This window comes from Micromonospora coerulea (assembly GCF_016598485.1).
In the GTDB taxonomy this organism is placed as follows: Bacteria; Actinomycetota; Actinomycetes; order Mycobacteriales; family Micromonosporaceae; genus Micromonospora; species Micromonospora coerulea.
The window spans coordinates 61,021-80,146 of record NZ_JAEMUW010000012.1; the positions used below are offsets into that span (position 1 = coordinate 61,021).

The 19,126-nt window shown below is 68.7% G+C and carries 15 protein-coding genes and 2 pseudogenes; 12 read left to right on the forward strand and 5 right to left on the reverse strand.

All coding sequences use genetic code 11. The features are described from left to right. Nucleotides 1-42: 42 nt before the first annotated feature. A complete protein-coding gene (locus I8N68_RS16985) occupies nucleotides 43-873 on the reverse strand; it encodes a trypsin-like serine protease (protein WP_200210974.1) in 831 nt (276 codons plus the stop codon). A 243-nt stretch (nucleotides 874-1,116) separates the two neighbouring features. Here I8N68_RS16985 and I8N68_RS16990 point away from each other — a divergent pair. The 3 genes and pseudogenes from I8N68_RS16990 to I8N68_RS34490 all read left to right on the forward strand — a co-directional run. Continuing rightward, nucleotides 1,117-1,479, forward strand: a pseudogene (locus tag I8N68_RS16990) (pre-peptidase C-terminal domain-containing protein); the annotation flags it as partial. A 375-nt stretch (nucleotides 1,480-1,854) separates the two neighbouring features. Beyond that, nucleotides 1,855-2,793: a cyclase family protein gene (locus I8N68_RS16995; protein ID WP_200210975.1), complete on the forward strand. Its 939-nt coding sequence runs from the start codon at nucleotides 1,855-1,857 to the stop codon at nucleotides 2,791-2,793. 455 nt (nucleotides 2,794-3,248) lie between these two features. Next, entirely contained in the window at nucleotides 3,249-3,428 is a 180-nt protein-coding gene (locus I8N68_RS34490; protein ID WP_443673260.1) for a DUF7662 domain-containing protein, read from the forward strand. A gap of 970 nt (nucleotides 3,429-4,398) precedes the next feature. Here I8N68_RS34490 and I8N68_RS32870 read toward each other — a convergent pair. The 3 genes and pseudogenes from I8N68_RS32870 to I8N68_RS17010 all read right to left on the reverse strand — a co-directional run. Beyond that, nucleotides 4,399-4,581 (reverse strand): annotated as a pseudogene (locus I8N68_RS32870) (cold-shock protein); the annotation flags it as partial. Between the two features lie 242 nt (nucleotides 4,582-4,823). Next, entirely contained in the window at nucleotides 4,824-5,006 is a 183-nt protein-coding gene (locus I8N68_RS17005; RefSeq protein ID WP_200211131.1) for a hypothetical protein, read from the reverse strand. Between the two features lie 393 nt (nucleotides 5,007-5,399). Beyond that, on the reverse strand, nucleotides 5,400-6,833 hold the full coding sequence (locus I8N68_RS17010; RefSeq protein ID WP_307812851.1) for an RNA-guided endonuclease InsQ/TnpB family protein: 1,434 nt from the start codon (nucleotides 6,831-6,833) through the stop codon (nucleotides 5,400-5,402). A 216-nt stretch (nucleotides 6,834-7,049) separates the two neighbouring features. Between I8N68_RS17010 and I8N68_RS17015 the strand changes: the two genes are divergently transcribed. Beyond that, the gene (locus tag I8N68_RS17015; protein ID WP_200210978.1) at nucleotides 7,050-7,556 is read left to right on the forward strand and encodes a DUF2231 domain-containing protein; all 507 of its coding nucleotides are present in this window, start codon (nucleotides 7,050-7,052) and stop codon (nucleotides 7,554-7,556) included. Nucleotides 7,557-7,900: 344 nt separating this feature from the next. Here the strand turns inward: I8N68_RS17015 and I8N68_RS17020 are convergent, their stop codons facing one another. Beyond that, complete coding sequence (locus I8N68_RS17020; RefSeq protein ID WP_200210979.1) at nucleotides 7,901-8,953, reverse strand: FAD-dependent oxidoreductase; 1,053 nt, start codon at nucleotides 8,951-8,953, stop codon at nucleotides 7,901-7,903. 339 nt (nucleotides 8,954-9,292) lie between these two features. On the opposite strand from I8N68_RS17020, the gene I8N68_RS17025 reads away from it, so the two are divergent. The 8 genes from I8N68_RS17025 (at nucleotide 9,293) to I8N68_RS17060 (ending at nucleotide 19,070) form a co-directional block, all read left to right on the forward strand. Then, complete coding sequence (locus I8N68_RS17025; RefSeq protein ID WP_200210980.1) at nucleotides 9,293-11,107, forward strand: MBL fold metallo-hydrolase; 1,815 nt, start codon at nucleotides 9,293-9,295, stop codon at nucleotides 11,105-11,107. Beyond that, nucleotides 11,104-12,924: an alpha-amylase family protein gene (locus I8N68_RS17030; protein WP_200210981.1), complete on the forward strand. Its 1,821-nt coding sequence runs from the start codon at nucleotides 11,104-11,106 to the stop codon at nucleotides 12,922-12,924. The genes I8N68_RS17025 and I8N68_RS17030 overlap by 4 nt, the downstream gene beginning before the upstream one ends. After that, nucleotides 12,908-14,026: a LacI family DNA-binding transcriptional regulator gene (locus I8N68_RS17035; RefSeq protein WP_200210982.1), complete on the forward strand. Its 1,119-nt coding sequence runs from the start codon at nucleotides 12,908-12,910 to the stop codon at nucleotides 14,024-14,026. Before I8N68_RS17030 ends, I8N68_RS17035 begins: the two co-directional genes overlap by 17 nt. A gap of 228 nt (nucleotides 14,027-14,254) precedes the next feature. Then, nucleotides 14,255-15,604: an ABC transporter substrate-binding protein gene (locus I8N68_RS17040; RefSeq protein ID WP_200210983.1), complete on the forward strand. Its 1,350-nt coding sequence runs from the start codon at nucleotides 14,255-14,257 to the stop codon at nucleotides 15,602-15,604. After that, nucleotides 15,604-16,563 (forward strand): carbohydrate ABC transporter permease, encoded by a 960-nt coding sequence (locus I8N68_RS17045; RefSeq protein ID WP_200210984.1) that lies wholly within the window; start codon nucleotides 15,604-15,606, stop codon nucleotides 16,561-16,563. The genes I8N68_RS17040 and I8N68_RS17045 overlap by 1 nt, the downstream gene beginning before the upstream one ends. A gap of 2 nt (nucleotides 16,564-16,565) precedes the next feature. Next, complete coding sequence (locus I8N68_RS17050) at nucleotides 16,566-17,501, forward strand: carbohydrate ABC transporter permease (RefSeq protein ID WP_200210985.1); 936 nt, start codon at nucleotides 16,566-16,568, stop codon at nucleotides 17,499-17,501. A 7-nt stretch (nucleotides 17,502-17,508) separates the two neighbouring features. Then, complete coding sequence (locus I8N68_RS17055) at nucleotides 17,509-18,480, forward strand: ROK family protein (RefSeq protein WP_200210986.1); 972 nt, start codon at nucleotides 17,509-17,511, stop codon at nucleotides 18,478-18,480. After that, nucleotides 18,477-19,070 (forward strand): D-sedoheptulose-7-phosphate isomerase, encoded by a 594-nt coding sequence (locus tag I8N68_RS17060; protein ID WP_200210987.1) that lies wholly within the window; start codon nucleotides 18,477-18,479, stop codon nucleotides 19,068-19,070. The genes I8N68_RS17055 and I8N68_RS17060 overlap by 4 nt, the downstream gene beginning before the upstream one ends. The last annotated feature ends 56 nt before the right edge of the window (nucleotides 19,071-19,126 follow it).

Here is a 19,126-nt window from a genome sequence, read left to right on the forward strand (position 1 = left end):
CCGGCAGCCGGCGGGAAACCCGACCGGCCGTCGACGTCGTTGTTACGGCAGGGTGACGAACGGCGCGAGGAAGCTGCGAGCGCTCGCGGTGTCCATCCGGTACGCCACGTTGGTGGCGTAGCAGGGCGTGTCTCCGGTGATGGTCGTGCCGGCGAGGATGAGCTTGTTGTCGAGGGTGACGAAGTTCGGCCCACCCGAGTCGCCGTAGCAGGCGCCTCCGAGGTCCCGGCTCTCGTTCATGCCGAGGCGAACCCAGGTCGGGTTGATGGCCTCGAAGTCGACCGTCGCCTTCATGCGCACGCCGCCGCCGGGGTGGGTCTGGCCGCCGGGGCCGTTCACCGCTTCCTGGGTGCCGTACCCCATGACCTGCCACGTCGCGGCGTCGAGCGCGCGCGCGCCGAGCGCGGAGAGCTGACCGGCGGTGGGCAGGGTCGCCGGGACGAACGCCCAGCGGCTGGCGAGGTCGGCGGCCTGCGCCGAGCTGAACTTGACGACCGCGATGTCGTGGGCGTCCGCCTGGTTGCCGGGGTAGGTCGGGTCGAAGTAGGCCGTGCCCGGGACGCCGACCCGCAGCGCGACCTCCTCCGGCGCGCCGCCCTGGGCGGCCGAGGCGTCGATGTCGGCCTGGACGTTCTGCGCGAGCGAAACGTAGAACTTGGTGCCAGCGGGCCGGTTGTCGATGCAGTGCGCCGCGGTGAGGAACACGTCCGGAGCGATCATCGTGCCCGAACAGCTCCACCGGACGGTGTCGGGGGTAGCGGGGTCATTGTCGCGATCAGACTGCACCACGAGCGCGCCGACCTCGGTGCGCTCGGGCGCCGGCTGCTCGTTGTACGAGTTGATCGCCGAGGCCGGAGCGGCGACGCTGAGCATCGTGACTGCGGCCGTGGCGGTGAGAGATGCCAATAATGCTGGACGCAAAGTCTTCCTCCACAAATGTGGTACGGATGGCGTTGTCAGGAGCACACCACACGGGGCGGAGGATTGGAAGACGTCCCTGCCGCGCCGACAGTGTCACGACCGGACCGTTCGACACCAACAACCCGGTTGTGGGTGCCGGTACGAAGGTCTACCACGTGACGGTTCCGAACGACACCAAGGCGGGCCCGGTTCGACCTTGTCTCCAACGACAAGACGGCCGACCTCGACCTGTTCGTCTACAAGGCGGGCACGCTCGTGGTCCTGTCGGCCTCCGGCTCGTCGGACGAGCGGGTGACACTGACGGCACCGGCTCCGGGCACGTACGACGTCTACGTCAACGGGTTCACAACGCCCGGCGGCACGACCTCATACGCCCTCAGCAACTGGGTGGCGCCGAACAGCGCCGCGGGCAACCTGAATGTCAGTGACAGCCCGGTTACCGCCGGCGTACCGGTGACGCTGACCGCGACCTGGACGGGTCTCGAGCCGGCCAAGCGGTACTTCGGTGTGATCTCCTACGCCGGCGCCACCAACGTCACCTTCATCACGGTGGGCTGACCTCGGCAGGCACGAAACACGCAGGGGCCCGGCAGCTTCAGCTGCCGGGCCCCTCTCTGCCTGTCAAGCCCTCGGGTCACCTGTGGAGCTGCGCGCCCCAGCCGCCGGGGGTGTCACCCGACTTGGCACAAATTGGTGCGCACCTTGGGTGATCGCGGCGCCGGCGGTGCGAAGGTCGTCGGGTAGTAGGTCGGTGGTGGTGATGGTGTGGTTGCCGGCCTGAATTTTTGATGACCCGGTAGCGGCCGGCGGTGCGGACGAGTCGCCTGATCGACCAGTCATTGCGGTCTTCATCCAGCGGCGGGATACGCTGCCTGCTGTGCCTCGAACCCCGTGACGGGAGGAGTCGATGCTGGGATGACGGCAGGGCGACCGATGCCCACACAGGACGACGTGCTCGGGTACTTCAACACGCTGTCGAACTGGGGACGGTGGGGCGACGAAGACGAGCTCGGAACTCTGAACCACATCACCGACGACGTCCGGCTGGCGGCGGCGCGGGCCGTGCGCCACGGCAGGAGCGTGTCCTGCGCATGGGAGGTTGCCGTACCGGAAGACATGGAGCGGTCGACGACGACGTGCCCGTGCGCCGCCGACATGCCGGGTGCCGAGAACATGCCGGTGCCCGGCTTCCACGCCGACCGGCGCTGGGGCTTTTCGTCTGAGCGGCTCGGCATCACGTTCCACGGCAACACCCTCACCCACGTCGACTCGCCGTGCCACATCTTCTGGGACGGCACGATGTACAACGGGCGGTCGCACTCGTTGGTCGACGCCGCAACGGGATCGGCGTGGGCGGCCGTCACGGCGGCGGCGAACGGGATCATCACGCGTGGTGTCCTGCTGGACATTGCGAGTGCCCGCGATGTGCCGTGGTTGGAACCGGGGCAGGGTGTGTTTCCCGACGATCTCGAGGCGGCCGAGCGTCGCCAGGGTGTACGGGTGCGATCCGGCGATGCGGTACTCCTGCGGACCGGCTATGGCCGCGTCCGGCACGAGGCCGGTGAGGCCAGCGGTTTCACGCGGGCCGGCTGGCACGCGTCCTGCCTGCCGTGGCTACATGAACGCGACGTCGCGCTCATCGGCGCTGACACCCCCCAGGACGTTCAGCCGTCGGGGTACGAAGACGTGTTGATGCCGGTTCACGCCGTGAGCCTTGTCGCGATGGGTCTGTGGCTGCTCGACAACTGCGACCTTGAGGTGTGCGCGACAACGGCTGCCGAGCTCGGCCAGTGGGACTTCCACCTCGCGGTCGCGCCGGTCCGCTTCGCCGGTACGTCCGGCAGCCCGGTCAACCCGATCGCCACATTCTGACCGCGGTTTCACGAGGGGGTGCGATGCCATGAACGGCCCGGCCCGCACCCTGGAACGCTCGGGCTGGCAGCCGCACTGGCCGGCGTGCCCGGCATCTGACCGACCCGACGCTGGCAGCGCAGGTCAGCCCGCGCGCTAGCGGCGCTGCTCGGACCCGACGGGTGGGCGGCGTCTTTGTGTCCGAGGACCGATACGGATCGATTCCCAACGCGGGCTACGCATTTTCGGCGCCATCCCGCTCGACTGATAGCCGCCTACCTGGACTGGATGGGCCTCGGGCTGTAAACCGGGGCCCATCCGGTGCCGGAACTCGTTCACTGACACCGCTTTAATGGGAATAAGTAGCCGATGTGGGCGCGGGCTTTCGGCTGCTGGCGGCTACAGTCAGCCGACGCCGTCGTGACCCCCTTAAGCAGCAAGCGCGAACCACGTCGACGAGCCGGGAGAGCTTCGTCATGGCGAAGTACGACCCTCTGACCGCCTTCCTCAAGCGGCACGAACGAGCCGAGATCCGGATGTCATTCCAGCGGCTTGAGGAAGTTCTCGGTGCGCGCTTGCCGGCAAGCGCACGGTCCGACCGGACCTGGTGGGCAATACCTTCAACCGGACACGCGATCAAGCACACGCATGGCTGAACGCCGGATGGAAGGTTGACGCGCTCGACCTGACGCGCGAGCTGGTGACCTTCTTCCGAGGCAGGTCGTAGCACTCGCCCCGGCAGGCTCAGACGTCCGCACATGCCGATGTGAAGGGCACGCCAGCTCCAAGTCTGTATGTAGTCGAAGTTCATTGCAGATAATTTTCTGCCGCCGTAGGCTCAAGCGATGTTACTGCAGCACTGAGAGCCTGCAGGGCCTCGCGAGGCCGCATTTGAATCTCGGGATAACGTTCGAGAGCGCGGATTTCCAGTTGGGACAGCGATCTCATCAACAAGACGGGCCCACGCTCGTCCTGATACTTTATGAGCAAAATTGACCCGGCCCGGAGGCATGCCTGCGGAATCTCGTCGAGGCTGGCGATAAGCTGACCAACCGTCTCACCTATCTTGCTATCGACGTCAGCCTGCTTGGAATCAAGGTGCTGCAACTCGATCGCACGCTCAACTTTGATCAAGCGATCTTTGACCTCATCGGATCCAACCGCCTTTCTCATCCATGCGCTTGCCTGTCGCCAGAAGGATCCTCGCCGAACGGTCTCATTTTCCGGTCGATCGTATCCGAGTATTTCTACAAGGTCGTCCAGCGCGTCAAAGACTTTGCGCGCTATCGCCGGGTCGGATGTGTCCAGCCATGCCGCTACCGCCATGGAAGCTTCAACTGCGGCCTTCTCCAGGAGCGGCTGTTCAGCGTCGACACTCGGTTCCACCAGAACGACAAGTCCTTTGGGGCTCGGATGGAAGCTACTTACTTCGTATGGTGCAGCGGACTGACGCGCCCGCTTCCCGTCCGGGTGGCCGGCCTTGCTCTGAGTGGAATCATCGGCAGTCGCCCCGGAACCCACGCCTCCAACTGGGGGGACGTGCCCGGTGGGATTGGAACCAGGCATCCCCGGCTGGCCTGTTCCAGGTCCCTGCGATCCCCGCCCGACCACAGCCACTGCTGCAGCCGCCAAGGTGCCGCGAGAATCCTGGGAGAACTCGAACTCGACAATCTGCCCCTCTTCGAGGGCTTCGAGTCCTTGGCCCTTGAGCGCGGAAATATGAACAAAGACGTCCGCCCCTCCGCCCTCGGGGGAGATGAAGCCGAATCCCTTATCTGCATTGAACCACTTCACGACTCCTCGCGCCATCAGTGCTCCCTCAGTGCGATAACCAAGTACGTCGGAAGTGAAGTCGACTGAACCATCGGGGACATTGTTGCACACGCAGTCGAGGTCAACGAAGCCCGAAAGCGGGTACTTGTGCTTCCCAATCGCCGGCGCGGTCGGTGCCGTGCGCAGATATGGCGGCAGGTCCCGTAGACGTCCAATTCTCCGCGGCACCCATGCTCAGCATGGGCGCCCATATCGTGAGCTTCGCGCCGACCAACGGGTCAAGCGGTCAGCGCGGTGGCGAGCCGGCGGGCCTCGGTCACCAGCCGGCTCGCGCCGCCGCGCGCCACCACGTCGGCCAGCCCCGGCACCTCGACGCGCACGCCGGTCGCGCCGGCCGTCTCGACCGCTTGGCTGAGCAGGTCGGGCGTGCCGCAGGGCGGCCTGCCGCGAATCACAACCATCCCTGGCCCCACCCATTGCCGGCAGCGTGGAGCGCCCAACTAGACGAGCGACAACCACTGCCCTACGTCCGGTCCGAAGGTGCTACGGCAGCAGCCGGAAGTACTGGGTGTAGCCGGCGACTTCGAGACAGAACTCGAAATTCTGACCCCTCGCCGTGCCACAACGGCTCGATGTCCCACGCCCGTTCGAACACCAGCGTCGCGGGCGCTACGTCAGATTCAAAGTCCGCGAACCCGAACCCCAGCGAGACGAGCGGTTCCATCTGCGAAGCCAGAACCGCCTGCCGTCGCGTTCGAGACCGAGGCCCTCCTGGCCGGCACCACCTCAATGACCGACCTCACCGTCACGCCGAAACCCGTGACGCCACCCCCGATCCATGTGCGCGGCAAAGATCATCTAGTGCGGTGTCCACTAACGTTCACCGGGTTTGCGGTGGGTGTTGTGGATCCTCGCCGTGGGGGCGAGCGACTCCCCACCGGGTGGTGGGGCGGGCCTCCGCGGGCCAACTGATCCTCGCGCCGCCCATGCTGGGCGGCGGGGGTCACGTCGGGACCGTCCGGCACCAGGGAGGTGCCGGCCGGCTCGACGGTGCGTGACCACCTCCGGCAGCACAACGGCTGCCACGGTGGTCCGCCGCCCGGAGTACGGGTGGCGATGCTGGCGGCCGCGACCAGGTCGCGGTGCCCGGAAAAGCGGCAGTGCGGGCAGGACAAGGTCCGGCCGCGGGGTTTCGGCACCCGCCTTCGACAGGCGGGGCAGGTCGACGACGTGCCCCGTTCGTCGACCAGCCGTACGGTGATCCCGGCCAGGACAGCTTTGTCGGTGAGGACCTGCAGGAGCCGGGCGATCTGCCACTGCCGCAACCGCAAGTTGTGCCGCCGCCCCGCGTCGATGTCGAGCACCCCGCGGGGATCACCGACGTGCAGCACACCCACCCGCTGCTCCACCGCCCACGAGACGACGCTGCGGGCGGCTTCATGCTGGGCCTGACGGACCCGGCGCCGGTGCCGGCCCTCCACCAGCCGCGCCCGACGCCGGTACTGCCGCCACCGCCGCGACCCCTTCTGACCAGGCCTGGGGGCCCGACGGGCCACGGCACGGCGGCGGGCTTTCGTGTCGGCCAGGTGCATGCGATGTTCGGCGCGGATCGCCCGCCCCGACACCAACAACCCCTCCCCGTCCGGGCCGGCCACGGCGTAGGGGTGGATGATCCCGAGATCCACCCCGGCCACCCGGGCCGGATCCGGTCCCTCACCCGGCGGGTAGACCGCCACCGGCACCTCGGCGGTCACGTCGAGGAACAGGCGGCCGCCCTCACACAGCAAGGTGACCGAGCGGACCTGCTCGGCCGGATACGGCACCTCCCTGGCTAGGCGCACCCACAACGGCGCAGTGCCTCTGGCGGTGGGGATCCGGACCCGCTGCCCGTCGACCGTGAACGTGCGGTGATACCAGCGCACCGGCACCAACCCCCGCCTGCGACGCGGGAACCGCGCCGACACGTCACCGGCGCTGCGGCGTTTCGCCGCCGCGAACCACGAATCCGAAAACCGGCGCAACACCGACCGCGCACCCGTCGAGTCCAATTCCCCGAACGTGCCCGGCCCCGACGCGGACAGCTCCCGACACAACTCCTGATAGCCGGACAGCGGCGCGTCCCGCCGCCGGCACCGCCACCCGTTGACCTCCAACACACACGCCCACACATCACCGGCCGAGCGCAGCAGCCCGAAACACCGCCGCCGCTGCCCGGGCGTCACCCGCAACGCGACACGCGCGGTGCGATGCACAACCGGCGGGGCCGCGGGATCCCGACGACGAGGCACGAACCGAAGCCAACACCACCCCTACGACAATTCCCCAACCCCGACCAACCCGGGCCGGACGTGTCACCCACGCCACCAGGGCCGAGACCGCCGTCCGAGGCTGCAGGCGCTCGCGGCCAAGCGCCGGCACTGACTCGGCCGGCGCTCCGACGGCAAGGTGTAGCGGCCGCCGGAGTGGGGATGCGGCCCCGCCTGGGGGGAGACGGGAGAACTGCCATGGAAAGTCGCGCCAAGTCGATGGGGCACGCGATCCACCCCATCCTGATCGTGTTTCCGCTCGGCCTGCTGGCCACCTCGGTCATCTTCGACATCCTGTATCTGATCACCGACCGGACCGGCTTCCAGATCTCCGCCGCGTACACCATCGGCGCCGGGATCATCGGTGGCCTGGTCGCGGCGGTGTTCGGCCTGATCGACTGGAGCGCCATCCCCCGCGGTACGCGGGCCAAGCGGGTCGGAGCGGCGCACGGGCTCGGCAACGTGGTGGTCCTGCTGCTGTTCGCGGTGAGCTGGCTGCTGCGGCGGTCGGAGGAGAACTGGGACCCGAACGCCCTCGCCTTGATCTGCAGCTTCGCGGGCATCATCCTGGCCGGCGTCACCGGCTGGCTCGGTGGTGAGCTGGTCGAGCGGCTCGGCGTCAGCGTGACCGACGGGGCGGGCGTCAACGCGCCCAGTTCGCTGTCGCGCCGGTCCGCCGGGCGGCCCGGGACCCGCGGCGCCTGACCGCCCGGCGGCGTCCGGCCGGTCAGGCCAGCCCGATTTTCTTCCTGAACACGGTCCGGGTCGGAGCAGACCGTGCCAGCGAACGCCTACTGCATTTCGATGAGGTCCCCTCCCCTTCCAAGACGAAGGCGCGTCACGGACTCGCGACGTGCCAACTGCGCCGAGAGTCGATGCCGGTCCGCCTGACGCGCGCCGCTAGAGGTTTCGACCGGGCCGGCCGATGGTGACCGGACTGGCGGGATAGACGGCGCTGGTGATCGGCGCAATCAGCCGGCTGCATCACCTGTTGCTCGAACTCGTGCCGGTCGGAGCGAAGAAGTTCCTGCCCGCCCGCAGGCCCGCGGTCAGGCCGGGGCGGGCGCCGCGAGAAGCGCGCGCAGCTCGCGGACCGCTGCCCGCCCAGCGCGGTTCGCGCCGACTGTGCTCGCGGACGGCCCGTAGCCGACCAGGTGGATCCGGGGGTCGGCGACGACCCGCGTGCCGTCCACGACGATGCCGCCGCGGGGCCCCCGCAGCCGCAGCGAGGCCAGGTGGTCGAGCGCCGGCCGGAAGCCGGTGCACCAGAGGATGACGTCCACGTCCTCTGCCGCGCCGTCGCGCCACCGCACGCCATCGGGGACGATCCGGTCGAACATCGGCCGGCGTAGGAGGAGACCGCGTTCCCGGGCTTCGAGCAGCTGCGGTGTCCACGACAGCTCGGTCGCGCTGGCGATGCTTCCCGGAGGCAGGCCAGCCCGTACCCGTGCCTCCACCTTGGCGACCACCTCGCGTCCGTAGTCCGGCGTGAACGGCCCGTCCCGGAACACCGGCGGCCGGCGGGTGACCCAGGTCGTCGTCGCCGCGACGTCGGCGATCTCGACCAGGAGCTGCACGGCCGACGTTCCGCCCCCGACGACAACCACCCGCTTCCCTGCGAATTCCGCCGGCCCCCGGTAGTGGGCGGTGTGCAGCTGCCGCCCGTGGAACGTTTCCTGACCGGGGTAGTACGGCACGAACGGACTGGTCCACGTGCCAGTGGCGTTGATCAGTGCCCGGGCGGTCCAGGTGCTGCTGCCGGATTCGACGAGGAGCCGTCCGTCGCGGGCGTTCCGGACGGCCGTGACGGCGACGGGCCGCTGCACGTCGATGCCGAATTCCCGCTCAAAGGCGGCGAAATAGGCCGGCACCGCGTCGGCGGCTGGTTCGTCCGGCGGCGGAGGCGTGAAGCGCATGCCAGGCAGGTCGAAGATCCCGTGCACGGTCGCCATGCGCAGCGTCGGCCACCGGTGCTGCCAGGCCCCGCCGGGCGCCGGGTTGCCGTCCAGGACGGCGAAGTCAAGACCGGAGGAGCGCAGGTGGTACGCGCTGGACAGCCCCGCCTGTCCGGCCCCGATAACCACCACATCCGTCTCCCGCATGTGCCGGACAACGTCTCAGGCTCACCCGGGCCTTCCGACGGGCGATGGATGTCACACCGCCCGGACATACCCGCCGAACCCGGCCCTGGCCCGCTCGGTTCTCCGCGGCGACTCGGCGGTCGACGTCGTCCACCACGGCGCCGACCTGGGTTCGCTGTCGGCGGTCAGCGCGCCGGTCCCCGGCGCGGTGGGCAGAAACACGTGCGCGTGGCCGAAGCGGGATCGGCGGGATCGCCCCGCCTGCACAGGTTGGTCGGCCCGCGACCCGGCTGCTAGGTCGAATGATCTTTGGACCTCGGCGTACTTCCCAGAGGTTCGCCCGTGTGGAATCGTTGCCACATGCGCCTCACGGACAGCGTGCGCTTGCACCACGACACCTGCAATGTCTACCTCCTCATCAGCGGGACGGACGCCGTCGCCATCGACTTCGGGTCCGGCACGGTCCTCGACCACTTGGCCGACTACGGTGTCGAGCGCATCACGGATGTGCTGATGACCCACCACCACCGTGACCAGGGGCAGGGCCTGGCGCGGGCCGCCAGCGCCGGTATCCGCATCTGGGTGCCGTCGACGGAGCAGGACCTGTTCGCCGACGTCAGCGCGCACTGGCAGATGCGCACACTCGACAACAACTACGACCTTCGGCAGGACAGGTTCTCACTGCTGGACGACATACCGGTGCATGGCATCGTGCCGGAATACCGGACCACCCGGTTCGGCGGGATCACCCTCACCGCACTGCCTACGCCGGGACATACCCTGGGCTCGATCAGCTACCTCGCAGAGCTGGACGGCAAGCGGATGGCGTTCACCGGTGACCTGCTGCACGGTCCCGGAAAGGTCTGGTCGGTGTCGGCGCTGCAGTGGAGTTACAGCGGACTGGAAGGCGCCGCCGCGTCCGTGCTGTCGCTCGACCTGCTCGCCGACCGCGAGCCCGACCTGGTGCTGCCGTCGCACGGTCGACCCATCGCCGAGCCCGCACCGGCGATCGCCGAGACCAGGCACCACCTTCAGGCCCTCGTGGACTTCCGGCGCGATCTGCCCTGGGACCTGACCTCCTGGCTGCGTCAACCGTACGAGGAGATCAGCCCTCACCTGCTGCGCAACCGCACGTCCTTCGCGACGAGCTACGCTCTGCTTTCCGACTCCGGCGTGGCGCTGCTCATCGACTACGGCTTTGACATGGTCACCGGCCTGCCCTCCGGCAGCGACCGGTCGTCGCGCCGGCCATGGCTCGCGTCCCTGGACGCGCTGAAGGGCAAGTACGGAATCGACCGCGTCGAGGTGGCCCTGCCCACCCATTACCACGACGACCATGTAGCCGGTTTCGACCTGTTGCACCAGGTGGAGGGCACCCAGATCTGGGCGGCGGACCTGATTGCCCCGATCCTGCGCGACCCGCTCCGGTACGACTTGCCGTGCCTGTGGTACGACCCGCTGCCCGTGCATCGGGTGATACCCACCGGCCTCCCCGTGCGGTGGCACGAGTACGAGCTGACCATGTATCCGCTGCCGGGCCACACGCTGTACGCGGTGGCCATTGCGTTCGAGGCCGACGGCAACCGGGTGGTGGCCACCGGGGACCAGCAGGACGGCGGCTCGGTCACCGGGCAGCGCACGGAGACGCCCAACTTCCAGTACCGCAACCGGTTCCGCATCGACGACTTCATCGACTCGGCGCTGCTGTACCGGCGGCTGTCCCCCGATCTCATGATCAGCGGTCACTGGCAGCCCCGCCTGGTCGACGACGCCTACCTGGACATGCTGCTCGCCAAGGGCGAGGAACTGGCCCGCCTGCACCGGGCGCTCCTGCCGCTGGACGAGGTGGACTTCGGTGCAGAGGGGTTCGGCGCCCGGATCCTGCCGTACCGCTCGGTCGTGACCGGCGGTGAGAAACTGCAACTGGAGGTGGAGGTTCGCAATCCGTTCCGGCGGCCCAGCGACTTGCGGGTCGACCTGGTGGCGCCGCACGGGTGGCAGGTGTCGCCCGGGCACCGCCAGGTCGAGGCCGAGGCGCTCGGCGAGGAGTGCGTGCGGTTCACCGTGCTGCCCCCGCCCGGCGTGCCGCAGCGGCGGGCGCGCGTGGCGGCCAACCTGACCGCCGGCGGCCGCGACTTCGGGCAGCAGGCCGAGGCGCTGGTGGACGTGCGATGACACCCCAGATCGAGGTCGACGAGACGAGCGGACACCTGGAGATCCGCACGGCGCAGTACACGGCCCGGATCGATCGGCGACGGCTGCTGGCGGACGTGACCGGAGCGGACGGCGGTTCGTGGGGGCGGCTACGACTGCTCGCCTCCGTGCACGCGCTCGACGGACCCGATGAGACGGTGCAGGTGGAGCGGATCGAGCACGAGTTCCACGACGGCGTCGTCCGGGTCACCGTCGCCTGCACCAGTTCGCGCTGGTCCGGTCGTACCCAGGTGACGGAGTTCCGCCCGGGTGCGATCACCTTCCGCGCGACCGTCCGCGGCCACGGCCGCGTCACGACCGTGCACCTGCTCGGCGGGGCACGCCTGCCGCAGGGCATGCTGCCCAGCGGCGCGGGGCACCGGACGGTCTTCTCGCCGAACCCCGACCATCCGTGGCGGATCGCCCGACCGGCGGTCGAACCAGCGGTGATCAGCGTCAATGGTGAGGGCGGCGAACCCGGGGTGGGCCGTTGGTTGTTCACCCCCGCGCCGACCTGCTTCGGATTGTCGCGCCAGCCCGCGGACGACGATCGACAGCTGCCGGCCGGGCCGTGGCTGATGGTCGGGCTGGCGACCGAACGGCGTCCCTTCGTGGAGTTCGGATACGACCCCACGCCGGGCGGGTTCAGCCTGCGCTGTGAATACCAGGGACACACCCTGGTCGAGGGCGCCTTCACCACGCCGACCGTGCTGCTGCTGTTCGGCGCCCGCGATCCGTACGAAGGGTTGGGTCGCTACCGGGACGAGCTGGTCGCGCGCGGCCTGACCCCGCCGGCCACCACACGGTCACTCGCCGACCACTGGCGCCAACCGATCTTCTGCGGTTGGGGGGCACAGTGTGCACTGGCGACCGACGGCGATTCCTCCGCGCCCGACCTGTCCCGGCAGGCGCTGTACGACGAACTCCTCACGACGCTGGCGGCCAACGGCGTCGTACCGGGCACGGTCGTCGTGGACGACAAGTGGCAGGCGGAGTACGCCAGCTGCCGGCCCGACACCGGAAAGTGGCCGGATCTAGCGGGGTTCATCGCGGCCCGCCACGCCGAGGGGCAGCGGGTGCTGCTCTGGTGGAAGGCGTGGGATCCGGAGGGCGCGCCCGACGAGGCGTGCGTCCGCGATCCCGACGGCAGGCCCGTCGCGATCGATCCCGAGAGCCCGCTGGGCCGGTCGGTCATCGAGGACGCCGTGGCCCACATGCTGGGCCCGGACGGGCTCAACGCGGACGGACTCAAAATCGACTTCACGGGCCGTACGCCGTCCGGCACGGCGCTTCGTCACGCCGGCCCCTCGTGGGGTTTCGACCTGTTGCACGAGTTGCTGGCGGTCGCCTACCGGGCTGCGAAGCGGGTGAAGCCGGACTCCCTGATCGTCACGCACACACCCGATCCCGGGTTTCTCGACGTGACGGACATGATCCGGCTCAACGACGTACTGCACCTCGACCACCCGGAGGGGCGGACACCACCGCCCGGGGTAAACGGCTCCGCTGTGGTGGAGCAGATGACCTACCGGGGGCGGGTGGTACAGGCGGCCTGTCCGGAGATGCCGGTGGACACCGACGGCTGGTGCCTGCCTGGCCAGGAGGACCTCGTCGCGTATGCCGCGGCCGCGCCGACGTTGGGCGTGCCGGCGCTGTACTACGCCGATCAGATGGATCTCGAGCGTGGCCCCGTCGTCGAGGCGACGTGGGCGGCGATCGCGGCCGCGTGGGCGGCCTACCGTAGACTGCACGGGCTGGTGTTCCCGCATAGACTCCAGTCTTATGGTGGGGAAACGTGAGGGTGGCGGCGAGGGGCGCGCGGAAACTCGCGCCTCGCTCCGGCGCCGCCCCACGATCCAGGACCTGGCCCGCGCCGCCGGCATCTCGCCCTCCACCGCGTCACGGGCCCTCAGCGGCAACGGTTACGTGTCTGCGGAGGTGCGTGCCCGGGTGCTCGCGGCCGCCGAGGAGATCCGCTACGTCCCCGACAGCATCGCCCGGTCGTTGCGCAGCCGCACCAGCCGCGCGGTGGGCGTGCTGATCTCCGACATCCGTAACCCGTTCTACGCCAACCTGGCGGCCGGGATCGAGGAGCGACTGCGCTCGGCGGGCTACCACGTGATCGTGGTCAACAACGACGGCGAGGCCGACGCCGAGGTCGAGGGGGCCCGGACGTTCCTGGCGGTCCGGGTGTCGGCGGCGATCGTCACGCCGGTCTCCGACCGCGCGGTGCGGATGCTGATGAGCGACGGTGTTCCGGTGGTCCAGGCCGACCGTCTGGTGGACGGACTGAGCTCGGATGCCGTGCTGGTCGACAACGTCCAGGGGGCGCAGGAGATCACGAGTCACCTGGTCGACCTCGGTCACCGGACCATCGCGCTGCTCATCGACGAAACGGACTGGACCTCCGGCGCCGGTCGCCTCGCCGGATACCGCGCAGCGCTGCGCGCCGCGGGCATCCCGATGGATCCTGCCCTCGTGGTGCCGACGAGGTTCCAGCCCGACGCGGCACGCGAGGCCGTCGACGCCCTGCTGGACCGGCGTCCCGACGTCACCGCCCTGTTCGCCGCGAACAACCTGCTGGCGGAGGGCGCGTTCCAGGCGCTGCGGCTGCGCGGGCTGCGGGTGCCGGAAGATCTGTCGCTGGTGGCCTTCGACGACCTCCCGTGGATGTCGATGGTGTCGCCCGGGATCACCACCGTCGACCAGCACACCGACGAACTCGGGCGGACGTGTGCGCAGTTGGTCGTGGACCGGATCGCCGGTTCCGAGTCCGGCGAGGCGACCGTCCGGTACATCGAGCCGTCCATTGTCATCCGCAGCTCCACGGCGACGCCGCGTGAGCCATCCGTGCCCGTCGCTCGCGCGGCATCCACACAGGCCGGTTCCGTCACCATCTGATCCCTGATCCCTGATCCCGGGAGCGGAGCCGTTGCAGGCTGGTAACACGACGGCAAACAACTCTTGACAGTCCTATGGGTCGGAAATATGGTCCAGGTCACTGTGGTAACGATGCCACATTCGATGTCCTGGTTCTTGGTCCCGGGTGGCGCAGCGCCGAAGCGGCAGATCAGGGCTGCGGTTCTCGCCCCAGGGGTCCCGGACATCCGCCGTCTGTGAGGAGTGACGATGACGATCACCCGACGGGGTCTTCTGGCCGGTTCGATGGGGGCGCTCGCGCTGGGAGTGAGTGCCTGCGGCGGGGTCAACAAGAGCAGCAACAACGACGCGACCAAGGGCGGCGACAGCGGGTCCTTGTCGACAATGGGCTTCGGCAAGCCGGACGACGTCGGCCAGGCCCGCATCGACGCGTTCAAGAGCGCCTATCCGAAGGTTCAACTCAACATCAACGAGGGCGACTTCGACCCGCAGCAGTTCCTCTCCGCGGTCGCCACCGGCAACGTCCCGGACCTGGTGTACCTCAACCGTGAGTTGGTCGGCAGCTACGCCTCTCAGGGTGCCATCCAGCCACTGGACGACAAGATGGCCAGCGCCGGGATCAAGAACAGTGGCTACCGTGAGGCCGCGATCAAGGAGGTCACGGTCGACGGGAAGGTCTACGGCATTCCCGAGTTCTACAACACCCGTAACATCCTGGTGAACGGCAAGGCGCTACAGGAGGTCGGGCTCACGCTGCCGGACCTGAGCACCAGCGACTGGGACAAGCTGCACGCCAGCACCGTGAAGCTGTACAAGGCCAACGGCGGTCGGATCGCCCGGATCGGGTTCGACCCGAAGCTGCCGGAGTTCCTGCCGTTGTGGGCGAAAGCCAACGGCGCCGATCTGGTGAACCCCGACGGCTCGCCGAACCTCGAGGACCCGAAGGTCATCGAGGCCCTGGCGTACGCGCTGAGCCTGATCAACGAGCAGGGTGGCTGGTCGAAGTTCAAGGCCTTCCGCGACACGTGGGACCTCTTCGGGTCGGGCAACCAGTTCGTGAAGAACCAGGCGGGCGCATTCCCCTGGGAGGGCTGGCTGGTCAACGTCCTGGTCCAGGCCTCGCCGAAGGTCGATCTGCAGTCGCTGCCGTTCACCGACCGGCAGGGCAACCCGGTCAGCTTCCAGAGCGGCAGCGCCTGGTGCCTGCCGAAGGGCTCCAAGAACCCGGCTGCGGCGGTCAACTGGATGAAGACCATGACCAGCACGGAGACCTGGCTGAAGGCCGGTGAGGCACGCCAGGCGACGGTGGAGAAGAACAAGTCCAAGTTCACCGGCCTCTGGACCGCCAACCCGGAGGCCGACCAGCAGATCAAGGCGAAGTACGTCAAGCCCGGCCAGACCGGGTTCGACAAGGCGATCGAGAACTACTACGCGTCCACCGAGTACGCGTTCGCCGTCGTTGGTTCCAAGGCCGGCAGTGAGATCAAGACGGCCTGGCAGGACGCGGTCAACCGGGCCCTCTCCGGCCAGCAGAAGCCCGACGTGGCGATGAAGCAGGCGCAGGCGGAGGCGAGCAAGGCTTTCAGCGCGGCGAAGTGATGGCCGCGCCGACATCGGTCGCCGCCACCCGCAGAATGACTGCGGGTGGCGCGCGCCGCACCAGAAACTGGCGGGAGATCCGTGCCGCCTACGGTTTCATCTCGCTGTGGATCATCGGGTTCCTCGTGTTCACGCTCGGCCCGATGATCGCCAGTTTCGTGCTGTCGTTCACCGACTACAACGCGATCGACTCCCCGCAGAACGTGGGGCTGGAGAACTACCGCCAACTGGCGGAGGATCAGAAGGTCGCCAAGGCGCTCGGCAACACCCTGGTGTACGCAGCCATGTACGTGCCGGCGTCAATGGCCGTGGCGCTCGCCCTCGCGATGGTGCTCAACCGGGTGGGGCGCGCGTCAGGCTTCTTCCGGACAATCTTCTACCTGCCCAAGATGACGCCGACGGTCGCGGTGGGCGCGCTGTTCCTGCTGCTGCTCAACGGTCAGGAAGGCCTGCTCAACCGCACGCTACGCCTCTTTGGCATCGACGGCCCCAACTGGACGACGGACACCCACTGGGTGAAGCCGGGACTGGTCATCACCACGCTGTGGAGCGTCGGCGGGACGGTGGTCATCTACCTCGCGGCGCTGCGCCAGGTGCCGAAGGACCTCTACGAGGCCGCCGAGCTGGACGGTGCCGGCAGTTGGACGAAGTTCCGCAAGGTGACGATCCCGATGATCAGCGGTGCGCTCTTCTTCACCCTGATCGTGCAGACGATCGCCGCGCTGCAGATGTTCAACGAGGCCTACACCATGTTCTTCGGCGGGCAGCAGAACAGCACCTATTCCAACGAGGCCGCGCTGTTCTATGTGATCTATCTGTTCCAGCAGGCCTTCCGGTTCCTGCACATGGGATACGCCTCCGCGCTCGCCTGGCTGCTGTTCGTGATCATCATGATCATCACCGCCGTGCAGGTGCGCGTCTCGCGCCGGTTCGTCTACTACGAAGGCGAAAGGGATTGACGATGACCGCTTCGCCTCCGCACCTGACCGCTGCGGCTCCGGCTGCCCTTGACCCGTTGGGCAACGATCGCGTCGCCGGCGCCCGTTCCCAGGCCGGCGGCCGCGATCAGGGGCCGTTCTGGAAGCGTGCCCCCTATCTGATCGTGCTCGCCCTCGCCAGCGTCGTGTTCACGTATCCCTTCGTCTGGCTGATCAGCGCTTCGCTCAAGCCGCGCACCGAGGTGTTCGGCAGCGCCCTGATCCCCCGCAACGTGCAGCTGTCGAACTTCGCCGATGTCTGGGACTACGCGCCCGTGCTGGCGTGGATGAGCAACAGCGTGGTGGTGGGAATCGCCGCGGCCACGACCGTGACGATCAGCAGCGCCCTCGTGGCGTTCGGCTTCGCGTACTTCCGGTTTCCCGGGCGCAACGTGTTGTTCGGGCTGGTGCTCGCGACGATGATGCTGCCGCAGGCCGTCACCCTGATCCCGGTCTACCTGATCTGGAACAAACTCGGCCTCGTCGGGACCCAGGTGCCGCTCTGGGCGCAGAACATCTTCGGTTCGGCGTTCTACATCTTCCTGCTGCGCCAGTTCTTCCTGTCGCTGCCCCGCGAACTGTTCGAGGCCGCCCGGGTGGACGGCTGCGGCTTCCTCGGGTTGTTCCGGCGCATCGCCCTGCCGCTGTCCAGACCGGCCCTCGCGATCGTGTTCGTGTTCGAGATCCAGGCGAGCTGGGACGACCTGCTCCGGCCACTGATCTACCTGCAGGACACCTCCCTGTTCACGATCCCCCGCGGACTCAAGTCGGTCATCGACACCTTCGGCCAGGGCGGCGAACAGCACTGGGAGATCATCATGGCGGCCAGCCTGATCGCCACCCTTCCCATGATCATCATTTTCGCCGTCGCCCAGCGACACATCATCGAGGGCATCGCCACCCAGGGTCGGAAGGGCTGACGTCAGCGTGCCGTTCTGCGATCACGTACTCGCGCTCGACATCGGTGGCACCAAGCTCGCGGCAGGTGTCATGAATCGCACCGGGAAGCTCCTCTCCTTCGTGCGGGTACCCACGAGGGTCGAGGAGGGGCCGGACATCGTCATCGAGCGACTGCTGAAACTCGGTCACGAAGCGTTGGCGGCGTCCGGCCACAGCCAGGGCGACATCGCGGCGATCGGCATCGGCTGCGGAGGCCCGCTCGACCCGGTGACCGGACGGGTGCAGGGCCCGCCCGGGCTGCCGTACTGGGACGACGTGCCCATCGTCGAGCTGGTGACCGACGCCTACGACCGGCCGGCCTTCCTGGAAAACGACGGCACGGCCGCCGTACTGGGCGAGTACCACTTCGGGCCCTGGCGTGGTGTGCGGCACATGCTCTACCTCACGGTGTCCACGGGCGTGGGCGGCGGCCTGATCCTCGACGGCCGGGTTCACCGGGGCGCGGCCGGCAACGGTGGCGAGTTCGGGCACGTGATCATCGACTGGAACGGGCGCGTCTGCGGATGCGGCCAGCGCGGCTGCATCGAGGCGTACGCCTCGGGCACCTCGATCGCACGCCGGGCCGTCGAGGCACTCGACGCCGGTCCGGCGTCGTCCATGCGCGATGTCGCCGTGGTGACCGCCGAGACCGTGTCGACGCACGCGGCGCAGGGTGACCGGCTGGCGCGGCAGATCTGGGACGAGACCACGGCCGCGCTGGCGCGCGCCATCGCGGTGATGATCAACGTGGTCGAACCGCAGCTCGTCGTCCTCGGCGGCGGTGTCACCCGCGCCGGCAACGCCCTGCTGCTGCCGGTGCGCCGCGCCGCGCTCGCGCAGGCCATGCGACCAGCCGGCGCCGCCGCCCGGCTGGAGCTGGCCTCGCACGGTGACACCGTCGGCGTCGTCGGCGCGGCGGCATCCGCACTTGTCCACCTCCAGCAGGGAGCACCCTCGTGACTGTCGATGACCGGTCCCCGCTCGTTCACCACGTCGACGAACACCTCACGGTAATCGAATCGGTCCGCAAGCTCGTGGCCGACGTGGAGATCCTCGGCGACGAGCTCTGCGAGCGCCTGAGCCACGGCGGAACCGTCTACTCCTTCGGCAACGGCGGGTCCGCGGCAGACGCCCAGCACCTGGTGGGTGAGCTCATCGGGCGGTACTGCCGTGAGCGGCGGGCGTTGCCCGCCGTGGCCCTGTCCACCGACCCGACCGTGACCACCTGCATCGGCAACGACTACTCCTTCGAGGACGTCTTCGCCCGGCAGGTCTCGGCACTGGCCCGCACCGGCGACGTGGTGGTGGCCTTCACCACCAGCGGCCGGTCCCCCAACGTCGTCGCCGGCCTTCGGGCCGGCCGGGACGCCGGCGCCCTGACGGTCCTGTTCACCGGGCAGCCGGAAGCCGGCGGTGGACCCGCCGCACGGTACGCCGAGCACGTCTTCGCGGTGGCGTCCGAGCGCACGGCCCGGGTTCAGGAGGCGCACGTCCTGCTCCTGCACCTCCTCAGCGAACACATCGACCGCTGGGCCGTCACCCCCGATTAACCAGACCGCACCGCACCACGGGAAAGGGACTCCTTCCACATGCTCCGCGCACAACC

What these genes read in the sequence shown, in the direction of transcription:
- I8N68_RS16985 (WP_200210974.1), bottom strand. Translation starts at nt 873, where the DNA reads ATGCTCAGCGTCGCCGCTCCGGCCTCGGCGATCAACTCGTACAACGAG.
- I8N68_RS16995 (WP_200210975.1), top strand. Translation starts at nt 1,855, where the DNA reads ATGCCCACACAGGACGACGTGCTCGGGTACTTCAACACGCTGTCGAAC.
- I8N68_RS34490 (WP_443673260.1), top strand. Translation starts at nt 3,249, where the DNA reads ATGGCGAAGTACGACCCTCTGACCGCCTTCCTCAAGCGGCACGAACGA.
- I8N68_RS17005 (WP_200211131.1), bottom strand. Translation starts at nt 5,006, where the DNA reads ATGGTTGTGATTCGCGGCAGGCCGCCCTGCGGCACGCCCGACCTGCTC.
- I8N68_RS17015 (WP_200210978.1), top strand. Translation starts at nt 7,050, where the DNA reads ATGGAAAGTCGCGCCAAGTCGATGGGGCACGCGATCCACCCCATCCTG.
- I8N68_RS17020 (WP_200210979.1), bottom strand. Translation starts at nt 8,953, where the DNA reads ATGCGGGAGACGGATGTGGTGGTTATCGGGGCCGGACAGGCGGGGCTG.
- I8N68_RS17025 (WP_200210980.1), top strand. Translation starts at nt 9,293, where the DNA reads ATGCGCCTCACGGACAGCGTGCGCTTGCACCACGACACCTGCAATGTC.
- I8N68_RS17030 (WP_200210981.1), top strand. Translation starts at nt 11,104, where the DNA reads ATGACACCCCAGATCGAGGTCGACGAGACGAGCGGACACCTGGAGATC.
- I8N68_RS17035 (WP_200210982.1), top strand. Translation starts at nt 12,908, where the DNA reads ATGGTGGGGAAACGTGAGGGTGGCGGCGAGGGGCGCGCGGAAACTCGC.
- I8N68_RS17040 (WP_200210983.1), top strand. Translation starts at nt 14,255, where the DNA reads ATGACGATCACCCGACGGGGTCTTCTGGCCGGTTCGATGGGGGCGCTC.
- I8N68_RS17045 (WP_200210984.1), top strand. Translation starts at nt 15,604, where the DNA reads ATGGCCGCGCCGACATCGGTCGCCGCCACCCGCAGAATGACTGCGGGT.
- I8N68_RS17050 (WP_200210985.1), top strand. Translation starts at nt 16,566, where the DNA reads ATGACCGCTTCGCCTCCGCACCTGACCGCTGCGGCTCCGGCTGCCCTT.